Here is a 15,616-nt window from a genome sequence, read left to right as displayed (position 1 = left end):
CCTCTTTTCGGCAAAATATTATATGTAGATTATCAACTAGCAAACAGCATGTCAAGGAAGCAACAAACAGTTGCAATTTTTAGAAAATATAAAGAGAGTTGAGGAAGAAGATGAAAAGTTCAGGATGGAAGGATTTAAAACGTTTTTACTCGCTAGAAACTTCCCAAAAGTTTCTATTTCAACAATATGAGAAACGGAACATTCCAGATGCAAATCAGCAAGCCTATAAAAACTGTGAACGATTTATTTACTTTCTAAAACACGGCCATACGTTTTATGAACAGGCTGCGATCGCACCTTTAGAACTTAAACCCATTTTATTGTTTTATGGAATGGCACAGCTGCTAAAAGCATGTTTGCTGACAGTTGATCCCCATTATCCTTCTCAAACCTCTGTTTTAGCCCATGGCGTAACATCGAGAAAGAGAAAGAAACAGCATTACCGCTTTAGCGAAGATGAAGTGAAAATCCAAAGAAACGGGCTATGTATGCATGTGTTAAAGCATCTATTTCATTTAAAGGGTCTTGAAGATGAGCGATTTACAATGATCCATCTCCTGTCCAAAATACCTGAAATGAGTCATATTCTTGAGTTTCAAAAGCAGCCCGCGACATTAGTTAAAGTGGAAAAGGCGAATGGAATGAGGATTCAAGATCATATTCCATTACTTTATAACATGTCTGCTGAACGCTTTATTGAATACTTTGAGTTCCATACAAGCTGGAAACTCAAACAGAGAGAGGCTAAGAAATTGACGTTTGATGTATTTCTTGAAGAAAACCCAGCACTTGCTACTCATCTTCATTATGATTTAGAAATGGATCAATGGTTTATACCGTCAACACGGGATGCTTTTCTAGGGATTCCTGAGATCATCAGCCATTACTTATTGATGTATAACCTTAGTATGATTGCCCGCTACGAAACAGAATGGTGGTACGAGCTGCTGTCTCAATACATTAGTGATGATTACGTCATGATTGAACGCTACATGGAGATTGCAGAAGAGAAGTTCCCAGCTTACATCATGATGCTGTTAGAAGAAAAAACAAAAAAGACCAGTTCCAAATGGAACTGATCCTGATAGAAGCTTGGCGGCGTCCTACTCTCACAGGGGGAAACCCCCAACTACCATCGGCGCTGAAGAGCTTAACTTCCGTGTTCGGTATGGGAACGGGTGTGACCTCTTCGCTATCGCCACCAAACCTGATGGAGAGAATGTTCTCTCAAAACTAGATAACAATGTTCATGCTTCACAATAGAATATAGGTTAAGTCCTCGATCTATTAGTATCTGTCAGCTCCACGTGTCACCACGCTTCCACCTCAGACCTATCAACCTGATCATCTTTCAGGGATCTTACTTCCTTGCGGAATGGGAAATCTCATCTTGAGGGGGGCTTCATGCTTAGATGCTTTCAGCACTTATCCCGTCCGCACATAGCTACCCAGCGATGCCCTTGGCAGAACAACTGGTACACCAGCGGTGCGTCCATCCCGGTCCTCTCGTACTAAGGACAGCTCCTCTCAAATTTCCTGCGCCCGCGACGGATAGGGACCGAACTGTCTCACGACGTTCTGAACCCAGCTCGCGTACCGCTTTAATGGGCGAACAGCCCAACCCTTGGGACCGACTACAGCCCCAGGATGCGATGAGCCGACATCGAGGTGCCAAACCTCCCCGTCGATGTGGACTCTTGGGGGAGATAAGCCTGTTATCCCCGGGGTAGCTTTTATCCGTTGAGCGATGGCCCTTCCATGCGGAACCACCGGATCACTAAGCCCGACTTTCGTCCCTGCTCGACTTGTAGGTCTCGCAGTCAAGCTCCCTTGTGCCTTTACACTCTGCGAATGATTTCCAACCATTCTGAGGGAACCTTTGGGCGCCTCCGTTACATTTTAGGAGGCGACCGCCCCAGTCAAACTGCCCACCTGACACTGTCTCCCTGCCCGATAAGGGCAGCGGGTTAGAAGGTCAATACAGCCAGGGTAGTATCCCACCGATGCCTCCACCGAAGCTAGCGCTCCGGTTTCCAAGGCTCCTACCTATCCTGTACAAGCTGTACCAACATTCAATATCAGGCTGCAGTAAAGCTCCACGGGGTCTTTCCGTCCTGTCGCGGGTAACCTGCATCTTCACAGGTACTATAATTTCACCGAGTCTCTCGTTGAGACAGTGCCCAGATCGTTGCGCCTTTCGTGCGGGTCGGAACTTACCCGACAAGGAATTTCGCTACCTTAGGACCGTTATAGTTACGGCCGCCGTTTACTGGGGCTTCAATTCGCACCTTCGCTTACGCTAAGCGCTCCTCTTAACCTTCCAGCACCGGGCAGGCGTCAGCCCCTATACTTCGCCTTACGGCTTCGCAGAGACCTGTGTTTTTGCTAAACAGTCGCCTGGGCCTATTCACTGCGGCTTCTCGGGGCTTTAACACCCTAAGAAGCACCCCTTCTCCCGAAGTTACGGGGTCATTTTGCCGAGTTCCTTAACGAGAGTTCTCTCGATCACCTTAGGATTCTCTCCTCGCCTACCTGTGTCGGTTTGCGGTACGGGCACCTCTCACCTCGCTAGAGGCTTTTCTTGGCAGTGTGGAATCAGGAACTTCGCTACTAAATTTCGCTCGCCATCACAGCTCAGCCTTTACGGGAAACGGATTTGCCTATTTCCCAGCCTAACTGCTTGGACGCGGATATCCAATACCGCGCTTACCCTATCCTCCTGCGTCCCCCCATTGCTCAAATGGTGAGGAGGTGGTACAGGAATATCAACCTGTTGTCCATCGCCTACGCCTTTCGGCCTCGGCTTAGGTCCCGACTAACCCTGAGCGGACGAGCCTTCCTCAGGAAACCTTAGGCATTCGGTGGACGGGATTCTCACCCGTCTTTCGCTACTCATACCGGCATTCTCACTTCTAAGCGCTCCACCAGTCCTTCCGGTCTGGCTTCACAGCCCTTAGAACGCTCTCCTACCACTGTTCGTAAGAACAGTCCGCAGCTTCGGTGATACGTTTAGCCCCGGTACATTTTCGGCGCAGAGTCACTCGACCAGTGAGCTATTACGCACTCTTTAAATGGTGGCTGCTTCTAAGCCAACATCCTGGTTGTCTAAGCAACTCCACATCCTTTTCCACTTAACGTATACTTTGGGACCTTAGCTGGCGGTCTGGGCTGTTTCCCTTTCGACTACGGATCTTATCACTCGCAGTCTGACTCCCAAGGATAAGTCATCGGCATTCGGAGTTTGACTGAATTCGGTAACCCGGTAGGGGCCCCTAGTCCAATCAGTGCTCTACCTCCGAGACTCTTACCTTGAGGCTAGCCCTAAAGCTATTTCGGAGAGAACCAGCTATCTCCAGGTTCGATTGGCATTTCACCCCTACCCACACCTCATCCCCGCACTTTTCAACGTGCGTGGGTTCGGGCCTCCATTCAGTGTTACCTGAACTTCACCCTGGACATGGGTAGATCACCTGGTTTCGGGTCTACGACCACGTACTCATGCGCCCTATTCAGACTCGCTTTCGCTGCGGCTCCGCATCTTCTGCTTAACCTTGCACGGGATCGTAACTCGCCGGTTCATTCTACAAAAGGCACGCCATCACCCGTTAACGGGCTCTGACTACTTGTAGGCACACGGTTTCAGGATCTATTTCACTCCCCTTCCGGGGTGCTTTTCACCTTTCCCTCACGGTACTGGTTCACTATCGGTCACTAGGGAGTATTTAGCCTTGGGAGATGGTCCTCCCGGATTCCGACGGAATTTCACGTGTTCCGCCGTACTCAGGATCCACTCTGGAGAGAACAACATTTCAGTTACAGGGCTGTTACCTTCTTTGGCGGGCCTTTCCAGACCTCTTCGCTTATATCGTTCCTTTGTAACTCCGTATAGAGTGTCCTACAACCCCAAGAGGCAAGCCTCTTGGTTTGGGCTGTTCCCGTTTCGCTCGCCGCTACTCAGGGAATCGCATTTGCTTTCTCTTCCTCCGGGTACTTAGATGTTTCAGTTCCCCGGGTATGCCTTCTCATACTCTATGTATTCAAGTATGGATACTACTCCATTACGAGCAGTGGGTTTCCCCATTCGGAAATCTCCGGATCAAAGCTTGCTTACAGCTCCCCGAAGCATATCGGTGTTCGTCCCGTCCTTCATCGGCTCCTAGTGCCAAGGCATCCACCGTGCGCCCTTTCTAACTTAACCATTTCTTACTTTAGAAAGAATCACTATGTGTGATGAACTTTGCATTGCATTCAATGTGAATGTATTACTTATTGTTATCTAGTTTTCAAAGAACACGTTGGTGGAGCCTAGCGGGATCGAACCGCTGACCTCCTGCGTGCAAGGCAGGCGCTCTCCCAGCTGAGCTAAGGCCCCGATTTAATAGAAGATGGTGGGCCTGAGTGGACTCGAACCACCGACCTCACGCTTATCAGGCGTGCGCTCTAACCAGCTGAGCTACAGGCCCATCTTTCATATCGAAGATATGATGTTGTAGGATCTTTTGCAAGTTCCTTCAAAACTAAACAAGACGAAAACGCACGCTGCTCCATATATCCTTAGAAAGGAGGTGATCCAGCCGCACCTTCCGATACGGCTACCTTGTTACGACTTCACCCCAATCATCTGCCCCACCTTCGGCGGCTGGCTCCATAAAGGTTACCTCACCGACTTCGGGTGTTGCAAACTCTCGTGGTGTGACGGGCGGTGTGTACAAGGCCCGGGAACGTATTCACCGCGGCATGCTGATCCGCGATTACTAGCGATTCCAGCTTCACGCAGTCGAGTTGCAGACTGCGATCCGAACTGAGAACAGATTTATGGGATTGGCTAAACCTTGCGGTCTTGCAGCCCTTTGTTCTGTCCATTGTAGCACGTGTGTAGCCCAGGTCATAAGGGGCATGATGATTTGACGTCATCCCCACCTTCCTCCGGTTTGTCACCGGCAGTCACCTTAGAGTGCCCAACTGAATGCTGGCAACTAAGATCAAGGGTTGCGCTCGTTGCGGGACTTAACCCAACATCTCACGACACGAGCTGACGACAACCATGCACCACCTGTCACTCTGTCCCCGAAGGGAAAGCCCTATCTCTAGGGTTGTCAGAGGATGTCAAGACCTGGTAAGGTTCTTCGCGTTGCTTCGAATTAAACCACATGCTCCACCGCTTGTGCGGGCCCCCGTCAATTCCTTTGAGTTTCAGTCTTGCGACCGTACTCCCCAGGCGGAGTGCTTAATGCGTTAGCTGCAGCACTAAGGGGCGGAAACCCCCTAACACTTAGCACTCATCGTTTACGGCGTGGACTACCAGGGTATCTAATCCTGTTCGCTCCCCACGCTTTCGCTCCTCAGCGTCAGTTACAGACCAGAGAGTCGCCTTCGCCACTGGTGTTCCTCCACATCTCTACGCATTTCACCGCTACACGTGGAATTCCACTCTCCTCTTCTGCACTCAAGTTTCCCAGTTTCCAATGACCCTCCCCGGTTGAGCCGGGGGCTTTCACATCAGACTTAAGAAACCGCCTGCGAGCCCTTTACGCCCAATAATTCCGGACAACGCTTGCCACCTACGTATTACCGCGGCTGCTGGCACGTAGTTAGCCGTGGCTTTCTGGTTAGGTACCGTCAAGGTGCGAGCAGTTACTCTCGCACTTGTTCTTCCCTAACAACAGAGCTTTACGATCCGAAAACCTTCATCACTCACGCGGCGTTGCTCCGTCAGACTTTCGTCCATTGCGGAAGATTCCCTACTGCTGCCTCCCGTAGGAGTCTGGGCCGTGTCTCAGTCCCAGTGTGGCCGATCACCCTCTCAGGTCGGCTACGCATCGTCGCCTTGGTGAGCCATTACCCCACCAACTAGCTAATGCGCCGCGGGTCCATCTGTAAGTGACAGCCGAAACCGTCTTTCATCCTTGAACCATGCGGTTCAAGGAACTATCCGGTATTAGCTCCGGTTTCCCGGAGTTATCCCAGTCTTACAGGCAGGTTACCCACGTGTTACTCACCCGTCCGCCGCTAACATCCGGGAGCAAGCTCCCTTCTGTCCGCTCGACTTGCATGTATTAGGCACGCCGCCAGCGTTCGTCCTGAGCCAGGATCAAACTCTCCGAAAAAGTACAAAACCGAAGTTTTGTTTTTCGTCAGCGTTTGACTGACTACCTATGAAGTATCATAGGATTTTTTTATAAAAACTCGAATTAACAGGTACGTTTTGTCTTGTTTAGTTTTCAAAGAACTTGTGTGTCACTCTCTCAAAGCGACCACTTAAATATATCATATATCTCTACCAACAGTCAACATTTTTCTTAAAAAACATTTTATTTTTTTAAGAAGTTTCCACTGTAAAAGAGATAAAAAATAGAGCCTCTTTTTGCTCCTTTGAAAGATTAACACATATCTATGAAAAAAGCATTATAAATTTCAAAAAAACTCATGTTTTTTTAGAAAAAAATAAAGCCGGTGAAGAACCGGCTTTATTTTTACTCAGATTGCTCTTGATCTGACTCTATAGTTTCTACGTTTTCTTCACTATTCTCTTCATCATCTTCTTGTGATTGTTCAACTAATGCCACTGTAGCGACATGTTCATCATCACCAAGACGAATCAGGCGGACACCTTGAGTGACTCGACCTGTTGTTGAAATGTCTGAAACGGCCATACGAATGATCACGCCGCTTCCTGTAATAATCATCAAGTCCTCTTCAGCTTCAGCATTTGTTGCCTTCACTGCGACAAGCGGACCATTGTTATCAGTGATTTTACATGTTTTAAGACCTTTACCGCCCCGGCTTTGAACACGGTATTCTTTTTCAGGTGTTAACTTACCATATCCTTTTTCGGTTACGATCAATACGTTTGCATCTGGCTCAAGGATTTCCATCCCAACGACGATGTCATCCTCTGAAAGCGTAATTCCTTTCACGCCAGCTGCCGTACGTCCCATTTCACGAACGTCTGTCTCGTCAAAACGAATCAGCATACCTTTTTTCGTACCAATGATGATTTGTTTTTCTCCATTGGTTAAACGGACAGCCATCAGTTCATCTTCGTCACGAAGACTTAATGCGATAAGTCCATTGTTTCGAATGTTGGCAAACTGAGATAATGATGTTCGTTTTGATACGCCGTGTCTTGTTGTAAAGAAGAGATACGAATCTTCATCAAATTCGCTTACTGGAATAATGGCATTAATCCACTCTCCCTTTTCTACTTCAAGCAGGTTAATAATCGGAATCCCTTTCGCCGTTCGTCCGAATTCAGGAATTTCATATCCCTTCGCACGATAGACCTTCCCTTTATTAGAGAAGAAGAGGATCGTATCATGGGTAGATGTTGAAATCAGCTGTTCTACGAAATCATCCTCATTGGTTCCCATGCCCTGAACACCTTTACCGCCTCTTTTTTGGCTGCGGTATGTTGATGCAGGCAGACGCTTGATATAACCATTATGAGTCAGCGTAATCACAATATTCTCAACAGGGATCAAATCTTCGTCTTCAATTGTTTCAATACCTGCCGTCACAATTTCAGTACGGCGCGTATCATTGAAACGTTCTTTGATTTCTGTTAATTCTTCTCTAATGATTTCAAGAACTTTCTCATTGTCTGCTAAAATGGCTTTCAACTCAGCAATCAAATCAACAAGTCCTTTGTATTCTTCTTCTATCTTTTCTCTTTCCAAACCAGTTAAGCGCTGAAGACGCATATCAAGAATGGCCTGTGCTTGTTTTTCGGACAAGCTATAGTTCTCCATTAAGCCATTTCTCGCAATTTCAGCAGTTTGAGAGCTTCTAATTAATGCAATGACTTCATCTAAATGGTCAAGAGCGATTCTCAAACCTTCTAGAATATGAGCTCTTGCTTCAGCTTTACGAAGTTCATATGCTGTTCTTCTGCGAATGATCACTTTTTGATGCTCTAGATAATATTCAAGACATTGTTTGAGGGACAAGACTTTCGGCTGTCCATCAACTAGTGCCAATAAGTTGATCCCAAATGACGTTTGGAGTGTCGTTTGTTTATAAAGATTGTTTAATAGAACGTGGGCGTTCGCGTCTCTTCGCAGTTCAATCACAATCCGCATTCCATTACGATCAGACTCGTCACGCAGATCTGTAATGCCATCAATCTTTTTATCGCGCACGAGATCAGCGATTTTTTCGATCAAACGGGCTTTGTTGACCTGATATGGAATTTCATTGATGACAATCCGCTGCTTACCGCTGGATGTTTCTTCGATAATAGAATTTGCACGTAATGTAATAGAGCCCCGGCCTGTTTCATATGCTTTGCGAATTCCGCTTCGGCCTATGATTTGTCCCGCAGTTGGGAAATCTGGTCCTGGAATGATCTCCATTAGTTCCTGTGTTGTCATTTCTGGGTTTTGACTAATCGCAAGTACCCCATCAATCACTTCACCTAGCTGGTGAGGGGGAATGTTGGTGGCCATCCCTACAGCGATACCTGTTGCCCCGTTGACTAATAAGTTCGGGAATCGAGCTGGCATGACAATTGGTTCTCTTTCACTGCCATCGTAGTTATCTTGATAATCAATCGTATCCTTGGTGATATCACGCAGGATTTCCATTGAAATTTTAGATAGACGCGCCTCAGTATAACGCATTGCCGCTGCACCGTCTCCATCGACAGAACCAAAGTTTCCATGACCTTCAACCAGCATATTACGATAGTTGAAATCTTGCGCCATCCGAACCATCGCTTCGTATACAGCGCTGTCACCGTGAGGGTGGTACTTACCGATAACTTCCCCAACGATACGTGCAGATTTCTTAAATGGTTTATCACTTGTCATACCTAGGTCATTCATCGCATACAAAATTCTTCGATGCACGGGCTTCAATCCATCTCGCACATCTGGTAATGCACGCGAAACAATAACACTCATTGCATAATCTAAAAAGGACGTACGCATTTCTTGACTAATATTTACTTCGCGTACATTTGGTGTATGTTGTTCACTCACTATAAGAACCTCCCTTTACGTATCACATGAAATAAATTATGTGGGAGTAAAATATGTATTTATCTTCACAAGACTATTCTCCATTATATCAATAATCTCGGCTTTATACACATTTATTTACTAGAAAATCAACGAAAACACGGAAAACCAGGACATTCGTTACACGCCCCTATTTCTTGAAAAACAACCTTATTCCAAACAAGAAATAAGGTTGTTCTCAGGAGGGATCTATCTAAATATCAAGGTTTTTCACGTATTGTGCATTTTCTTCGATAAAGTTTCGTCTCGGCTCTACTTTATCTCCCATCAGCATTTCAAATGTCTCATCAGCATCGATCGCATCCTCAAGTGTGACTTGAAGAAGTGTTCTCGCATCAGGGTCCATTGTTGTTTCCCAAAGCTGAGCAGCATTCATTTCTCCAAGACCTTTATAACGCTGAAGTCCAGGCTTTGGTGTTTGAGGAAGTGATTTTAACAGCTCATCCAGCTGTTTATCGTTATACACGTACTCCACACGTTTTCCTTGCTGCACTTTATATAAAGGCGGCTGCGCAATATACACATAACCGTTTTCAATAATTTCACGCATGTAGCGATAGAAGAATGTTAAGAGCAGCGTTCGAATATGTGCTCCATCCACATCGGCATCTGTCATGATCACAATTTTGTGATAGCGTGCTTTCTCTAAAGTAAAGTCTTCTCCGATTCCAGTTCCTAACGCTGTAATCATTGAACGAACCTCGTTGTTCGATAAAATTTTATCTAGACGAGCTTTTTCTACGTTTAGGATTTTCCCTCTTAACGGTAAAATCGCTTGGAAGTGACGATCACGGCCTTGCTTAGCAGATCCGCCCGCAGAATCTCCCTCTACAATATAGAGCTCAGAGATGGATGGATCTTTTGAAGAACAGTCCGCAAGTTTCCCAGGTAAGCTGGAGACTTCCAGCGCACTTTTACGTCTTGTCAGCTCACGAGCCTTTTTGGCCGCCATTCTTGCACGAGCCGCCATCAGTCCCTTTTCCACAATTTTCTTCGCAGAATCAGGATTTTCAAGCAAGAATTTCTCTAGTGCTTCTGAGAAAAGGGAGTCAGTAATGGTTCTCGCTTCTGAGTTCCCAAGCTTTGTCTTCGTTTGTCCTTCGAATTGAGGGTCTGGATGTTTGATGGAGATAATGGCTGTTAAGCCTTCTCGCACATCTTCACCGCTCAAATTCGCATCCCCATCTTTGAATACGCCATTTTTACGAGCATAATCATTGATGACACGCGTTAGACCGGTTTTAAAGCCAGCTTCGTGTGTTCCGCCTTCATACGTGTTGATATTGTTGGCGAAGGAATAGATATTGCTTGTATAGGAATCGTTGTATTGTAATGCCACTTCAACCGTGATTCCGTCTTTCTCACCTTCGATATAAACAGGTTCTTCGTGAACAACTTCTTTTGAGCGGTTTAAATGTTCTACATAACTCTTAATACCGCCTTCGTAGCAGTATTCATTTCTCCGCTCTTTGCCTTCACGCAAGTCTTCAATGATGATGTTTACACCTTTTGTTAAGAAAGCCAACTCACGAACACGGTTGGCAAGTGTATCGTAATCAAATTCAATGGTTTCCGTGAAAATTTCTGGATCTGGCACAAAGTGAGTGGTTGTCCCGGTTACATCTGTTTCACCAATAACCTCTAAATCTCCCACTGGAACGCCGCGTTTGAACTGCTGATAATGAATTTTTCCGTCACGGTATACAGTCACGTCTAAAGTAGTAGATAATGCATTTACAACAGATGCCCCTACACCATGCAGACCGCCTGATACTTTATAACCGCTGCCGTCGAATTTACCACCAGCGTGAAGAACAGTCATAATGACCTCTACGGCAGGACGCCCCATTTTCTCATGAATCCCAACAGGAATCCCGCGGCCATTATCTTTTACTGTAATGCTGTTATCTTTTTCAATTTGCACTGTAATGTCTGTACAATAACCAGCTAATGCTTCATCAATACTGTTGTCGACAATTTCCCATACAAGATGGTGAAGTCCTTTTGCATTGGTTGACCCAATGTACATTCCTGGACGTTTTCTAACAGCTTCTAGTCCTTCAAGCACCTGTATCTGATTTTCATCATAACTATTATGTTGCTGTTCCATTGCCACGTACATTCACCTACACTTTTCTTAAACGATATATTTATATGAATTGAGCTTTTAGACTTCAATTTCAATCACAAACGAAGCACGTTTTTTGAGCGTGCTTGAGGAAAGAGGAGAGTAATAAACAGATTCAGTTGTGACGACAATGGATTTGGGTGTCCCTTGGGATAACGAAATGATCTGTTTCTCTTGTTTTTGTAGAAACTCTTCTACAACAGAAGACGACCTCATTTTGTAATCAACAATTGCGACAATCTCTCGTGTAGAAACAACACAATCATCACCTAAATGAATATACAAGACTCACACCTCATTTATCAGTCAATTACTTTTCCACTGGCTACTCTGAAAATTTCCGCTTCTTTCAAGGTGGCGTGATCGATACCTTCAACACTTGTTGTAGTGACGAAGGTCTGGACACGTCCTTGAATGGTATGGAGCAAATGAGACTGTCTGTAATCATCAAGTTCAGATAACACATCATCAAGTAGAAGAATAGGATATTCTCCGATTTCTTCATGTATCAGATCAATTTCTGCCAGCTTTAGTGAAAGAGCTGTTGTTCTTTGCTGCCCTTGAGAGCCATATGTCTGAACATCCCGACCATTTACAAAGAAAAGCAGGTCATCTCTGTGAGGTCCCCACAGTGTCACCCCTCGGTCTATTTCTCTCTCTCTTAGTTTCTGAAACGATTCTTCATAGCTATTCTTTATTTTCGACAAGTCTGACGCTTCTGATACCTCTATTGCCGTCTGGTATTGGAGCGTGAGTGTTTCTAGCTCTCTAGAAATCCCAAAATGCAGCGGCTGCGCCCATTTTTCGAGCTGTTTCGTAAAAGTCAGTCGTCTTTTGACAACTTTCGCTGCCGCATCAATCAACTGCTCTGTTAAAATCTCCAGCATCGCTTGATCCGTTTGCTTTCTTGTCTGCAATTGTTTCAAGTAATGATTACGCTGAGAGAGGATTTTTTGATAGAGCGATAAATCATGCAAGTAGACAGCAGAAACTTGTCCAATCTCCATGTCGAGAAATCTTCTGCGGATTTGCGGGCTGCCCTTCACAAGACTTAAGTCCTCTGGCGCAAACATGATGGTGTTTAACGCACCAACATAATGACTGAGCTTCTGTTGTTCAATGTGATTGACCTTACCCTTTTTCCCTTTTTTTGAGATTACGAGCTGCATTGGGAGTGGACCATTTTTTTTAATGACTCTACCTTCTATTTTAGCATAGTCTTGGTCCCATCGGATAAGTTCTTTATCATTTGACGTACGATGAGACTTTGCCATCGACAATACATAGATCGCTTCCATCAAGTTCGTTTTACCTTGGGCATTCTCACCGATCATGACATTCACCTTATTGTCGAATTGAAGCTCGGTGTGTTCATAATTTCGGTATGAAGTTAACGCCAGACTTTGAATGTACATGTATTGTCACCCGTTTCTAATTCACAACTTGAAATGTGCCGTAACCTTCTATCTCGACAACATCTCCTGGGTATAGTTTGCGTCCCCGTCTATTATCTGGCTCTTGATTAATGAACACCTCATGTTCACTTAAAAACCATTTCGCCATTCCGCCAGATTGGATGACTTCGGCTAATTTCAAAAACTGCCCTAATGTAATCATTTCTGTTTCAATGGTTATAAGATTAGGCATTGTATCGACCTCTTTCAATATCACTAATATCTAATTGTACTAAAAAACAAGACAAGAAGGAAAGGGGGAAAGCGAACTGGGATGAAAGAAAGCATGGAAAACGAGAAGAAAAGCTGCTGTGCACTCACACAGCAGCCATTTTAGATTGAATTAATACGTTCTTACCGGAAGAATCAATTGCAGGATAGAATCATCATTCGGCGTACGTAGGAGGAACGGTCTCATTGCACCAGTGAAGCTTACATGAATATCGGTTCCCTCTAATACTTTTAACGCATCCAGCATATATTTTGGACTGAAGGAGATTTTAAGATCTTCCCCTTTAATATCATCTGCTTGAACCGTCTCCACCACTTTACCGATCTCAGGCGAATTAGAAGAGATTTCAAGGCTTTGTTCAGGATCAGCTGATAGTTTCACGACATTATTACGTCCTTCTCTTGCCAAAAGTGATGCACGATCAATGGCTTGAAGGAACTCTTTCGTGTTGACCACGACATCCGTTTTACTTTCTTGCGGGATCAGACGAGCTGTATCTGGATAATTACCATCCAGCAATCTTGAGAAGAACAGGACGTTTTGTGCTTTAAAAAGAACTTGTGTTTCTGTAATGACGATGCTCACAAGATCTTGTCCATCATCAAGAATTTTACTTAGCTCTGTTAAACTCTTCCCAGGAATCACGACATTATACGAACTTTCCTCGTTAATATCTAACTTCGCTTTTCTTAAAGCAAGACGGTGGCTATCCGTCGCCGTGCATATTAATTCACCTTTTTCAACTTTCCAGTTTACACCTGTCAAGATAGGTCGTGTTTCTGAGGTGGACACTGCAAAAACAGTTTGACGAATCAAGTTTTTAAGCAGATCTGTCGGAATTTGAAATGCATGATGCTCTTCAATTTGTGGAAGGTGCGGATATTCTTCAGCATCTAAGCCGTTTAAGTTAAATTCTGCTGAACCAGAGCGGATGATGGTCAGATGATTTTGTTCTACTTCAATTTCGACAGTAGCCATAGGCAGTTTCTTTACAATTTCACTAAAGAAACGGGCTTGAAGCACAATACTTCCCGGACGATCAATGGTGATAACCTCTAAATCTCCATCTCTTTGAGGAATGAAAGATTCAATTGAGATATCAGAATCGCTTCCTGTTAGAGAAACCCCTTCATCAGACGCAACAATTTTAATCCCTGTCAAAATAGGAATCGTTGTTCTAGAGGATACGGCCTTTAATACATCTTGGACACTTTGGACAAGACGATCTTTTTGAATCGTGAATTTCATAGTGGTCCTCCTAAATTTTCTTAATGACATGTATATATATTTTATTAATAAAAATCGTAGAAGTAATAGTAGGGCTTGTGAATATGTGGATAAGTCGAGAAAAAGAAAGGAAAGACAGCCTATCCACATGTGGACAGACTGTGTATGACTATGCTCTAGTTATTCACATTTTCCCGTACTCATTATATCAGCTTGGTTATTTTAATTGTTCTTTGATCTCTTTGACATGCTGCTGAAGCTGTTCATCTTCAACGATTAATTTCGAAATCTTCTCATGAGCATGAATGACAGTCGTATGATCACGACCGCCAAATTCTTCTCCGATTTTAGGCAGAGAGGAATCGGTCATTTCTCTAGAGAGGTACATGGCAATTTGTCTTGGGTAAGCAACTGACTTCGTACGTTTCTTCGCTTTGAAATCCTCTAATCGAATATTAAATTGCTGCCCTACGATTCTTTGAATATCTTTAATTGTAATGACCTTTGGCTTCGATGAAGGAATGATGTCCTTTAGTGCCTCAGCTGCTAGATCTGCATTAATGTCTTTATTAATTAAAGATGAGTAAGCAACGACACGAATTAAAGCACCCTCCAGCTCACGAATATTGCTGTCGATTTGATTGGCAATATAAAGCATGACTTCATTTGGAATATCTAAGCCTTCTGCTTTTGCTTTTTTGCGCAGAATTGCGATACGTGTTTCTAGATCTGGCGGGGTAATGTCTGTAATTAAGCCCCATTCAAATCGAGAGCGCAATCTGTCTTCAAGTGTCGGAATTTCTTTCGGAGGCCGATCACTAGAAATGACGATTTGCTTACTTTCTTCGTGAAGTGTGTTGAATGTATGGAAAAACTCTTCTTGAGTTTGTTCTTTTCCTGCTAAAAATTGAATATCATCTATCAAAAGCACGTCTACATTCCGATAACGGTTACGGAAGTCGACAGCTTTGTTATCTCGGATTGAGTTGATAAATTCATTAGTAAATTTTTCAGATGATAGATAGACCACTTTGGCTGATGGATTATGGTCGATCACATAATGACCAATCGCATGCATCAAGTGAGTCTTTCCTAAACCAACGCCCCCATAAATAAAAAGCGGGTTATATGCTTTTGCTGGTGCTTCCGCGACTGCAAGTGAAGCGGCATGAGCAAAACGGTTGCCTGAACCAATAACAAAAGTATCAAATGTATATTTTGGATTCAGCATATTTTGTGGAATGTCAACGGGCTCTTCTTTAGACATTTTTTTGATTGGAGACTTTGGCATGGCTTCCTCTTCGTCCTGATTTTGAGGAATAATAAATTTAATGCTGAGCTCTTCACCTGTTAGTTCATAGATGGTATCAGCAATTAAGTGAAGATATCTTGACTCGAGCCAATCTCTAGCAAATTCATTTGGTGCCGTAATTGTAAGCGTATCTCCCTGAAGAGAATGGGCTTTTGTCGATTTCATCCATGTCTCAAAACTGGGTTTGCTCAATTTTGTCTCTATTTTCTGAAGTGCTTTATTCCACAGATCCAAAATATTTTCCAT

The 15,616-nt window shown here is 44.3% G+C and carries 8 protein-coding genes, 2 tRNA genes and 3 rRNA genes; 1 reads left to right on the top strand and 12 read right to left on the bottom strand.

The genetic code is table 11. From position 1 onward, the window contains the following. Positions 1-110 precede the first annotated feature (110 nt). Positions 111-1,079, top strand: a complete 969-nt coding sequence (locus NSQ72_RS00065; protein WP_059375797.1) for a YaaC family protein — start codon at positions 111-113, stop codon at positions 1,077-1,079. Positions 1,080-1,090: 11 nt separating this feature from the next. Here the strand turns inward: NSQ72_RS00065 and rrf are convergent. The 12 genes from rrf to dnaA all read right to left on the bottom strand — a co-directional run bounded on the left by rrf (position 1,091) and on the right by dnaA (position 15,616). Further along, positions 1,091-1,206: ribosomal RNA gene (gene rrf, locus NSQ72_RS00060) — 5S ribosomal RNA — on the bottom strand. Between the two features lie 61 nt (positions 1,207-1,267). Then, a 23S ribosomal RNA gene (locus tag NSQ72_RS00055) occupies positions 1,268-4,198 on the bottom strand. A gap of 98 nt (positions 4,199-4,296) precedes the next feature. Then, positions 4,297-4,372: transfer RNA gene (locus tag NSQ72_RS00050), tRNA-Ala, on the bottom strand. Between the two features lie 14 nt (positions 4,373-4,386). Then, positions 4,387-4,463, bottom strand: a tRNA-Ile gene (locus tag NSQ72_RS00045). Positions 4,464-4,558: 95 nt separating this feature from the next. Continuing rightward, a 16S ribosomal RNA gene (locus NSQ72_RS00040) occupies positions 4,559-6,107 on the bottom strand. Together the 16S, 23S and 5S rRNA genes with 2 tRNA genes alongside form the textbook arrangement of a ribosomal RNA operon. Positions 6,108-6,473: 366 nt before the next feature. Continuing rightward, positions 6,474-8,978 carry a DNA gyrase subunit A gene (gyrA, locus tag NSQ72_RS00035; protein ID WP_039175829.1) on the bottom strand — a complete coding sequence of 835 codons (2,505 nt, stop codon included), beginning with the start codon at positions 8,976-8,978 and terminating at the stop codon, positions 6,474-6,476. Positions 8,979-9,210: 232 nt separating this feature from the next. Next, positions 9,211-11,127, bottom strand: coding sequence for a DNA topoisomerase (ATP-hydrolyzing) subunit B (gene gyrB, locus NSQ72_RS00030; RefSeq protein WP_024424077.1), 1,917 nt, complete (start codon positions 11,125-11,127; stop codon positions 9,211-9,213). Between the two features lie 57 nt (positions 11,128-11,184). Next, the gene (remB, locus tag NSQ72_RS00025) at positions 11,185-11,430 is read right to left on the bottom strand and encodes an extracellular matrix regulator RemB (protein ID WP_039175827.1); all 246 of its coding nucleotides are present in this window, start codon (positions 11,428-11,430) and stop codon (positions 11,185-11,187) included. Positions 11,431-11,447: 17 nt separating this feature from the next. After that, positions 11,448-12,560 carry a DNA replication/repair protein RecF gene (recF, locus tag NSQ72_RS00020; protein WP_024424075.1) on the bottom strand — a complete coding sequence of 371 codons (1,113 nt, stop codon included), beginning with the start codon at positions 12,558-12,560 and terminating at the stop codon, positions 11,448-11,450. Positions 12,561-12,576: 16 nt separating this feature from the next. Then, positions 12,577-12,792, bottom strand: a complete 216-nt coding sequence (gene yaaA, locus NSQ72_RS00015; protein WP_008360916.1) for a S4 domain-containing protein YaaA — start codon at positions 12,790-12,792, stop codon at positions 12,577-12,579. Between the two features lie 150 nt (positions 12,793-12,942). Further along, complete coding sequence (dnaN, locus tag NSQ72_RS00010) at positions 12,943-14,079, bottom strand: DNA polymerase III subunit beta (protein WP_039175825.1); 1,137 nt, start codon at positions 14,077-14,079, stop codon at positions 12,943-12,945. Positions 14,080-14,275: 196 nt separating this feature from the next. Continuing rightward, entirely contained in the window at positions 14,276-15,616 is a 1,341-nt protein-coding gene (gene dnaA / locus NSQ72_RS00005; protein ID WP_024424073.1) for a chromosomal replication initiator protein DnaA, read from the bottom strand.

It is taken from the genome of Bacillus sp. FSL R5-0659 (assembly GCF_038008785.1).
Taxonomy (GTDB): domain Bacteria; phylum Bacillota; class Bacilli; order Bacillales; family Bacillaceae; genus Bacillus; species Bacillus safensis.
Note: the sequence above shows the minus strand (reverse complement) of the source record. Positions and strands in the feature narration are given on the sequence as shown.

Coding starts and splice junctions, on each gene's coding strand:
- NSQ72_RS00065 (WP_059375797.1), top strand. CDS start 111: ATGAAAAGTTCAGGATGGAAGGATTTAAAACGTTTTTACTCGCTAGAA.
- gyrB (WP_024424077.1), bottom strand. CDS start 11,127: ATGGAACAGCAACATAATAGTTATGATGAAAATCAGATACAGGTGCTT.
- recF (WP_024424075.1), bottom strand. CDS start 12,560: ATGTACATTCAAAGTCTGGCGTTAACTTCATACCGAAATTATGAACAC.
- yaaA (WP_008360916.1), bottom strand. CDS start 12,792: ATGCCTAATCTTATAACCATTGAAACAGAAATGATTACATTAGGGCAG.
- dnaN (WP_039175825.1), bottom strand. CDS start 14,079: ATGAAATTCACGATTCAAAAAGATCGTCTTGTCCAAAGTGTCCAAGAT.
- dnaA (WP_024424073.1), bottom strand. CDS start 15,616: ATGGAAAATATTTTGGATCTGTGGAATAAAGCACTTCAGAAAATAGAG.